Source organism: Tamlana crocina, from assembly GCF_012037625.1.
In genome coordinates, this window is the sequence record NZ_JAAVJS010000093.1 from 1 (window position 1) to 609 (window position 609).

The 609-nt window shown below is 38.1% G+C and carries 1 protein-coding gene; it reads right to left on the bottom strand.

Features of this window, described 5'->3' with window-relative positions; all coding sequences use genetic code 11:
* Nucleotides 1-200 precede the first annotated feature (200 nt).
* Nucleotides 201-569, bottom strand: coding sequence for an ISAon1 family transposase N-terminal region protein (locus HC176_RS15765; protein ID WP_209309740.1), 369 nt, complete (start codon nucleotides 567-569; stop codon nucleotides 201-203).
* Nucleotides 570-609: the final 40 nt, after the last annotated feature.

Genomic DNA, 609 nt, shown 5'->3' on the forward strand with positions numbered 1-609 from the left:
TGTATAATTCCCCTTGGGAGAGAGCCACTTCATCTATAGACAGTCGTTTGCCGATATTTTTAGGGTACACCAACCATTTCGAGGATTGTTTAAGGGGTTCCCAATCTTTAAACTCACTTAGACAGTCTCGGTATTGCCGTTGCAGCTTTTTGCCATCTAGGCCATATAATTTAGCTATTGTTTGCGTGCTAGTGTTGCTCTTATCGATTAATTTCTTTTAAAAAAGCGGCGAACTCCGCGGTCATACGTGTGCCTTTTGCAACATTGTTCCAATCTCTTTGCAGGGTTTCTCCTGTATCTACATCTCGCCATCTACGTCTCTTTAAATGTAGGTAAACCAATTTTCCTCTAAGCGGAAAATCCTCGATGATGATCTCTTTATGAAAGCCTTTAGATTCTACCTTACGTGTCCTAAAATTATCTGGAACAATGTTCTTCTCTTCAAAATGCAACCGCAGTTTTCCTTCTGTTGAAGAACTGGTTATAAAACTAAAATGGTCTACCAAAAAATCAGGTAGCAATAAGGATAGTAATTCTTTAGAAATTTCCACAAATTTAATTTTCCCCAAAGATAAAACTATTTAACTCCCCAACTTTTAGGACTGATCC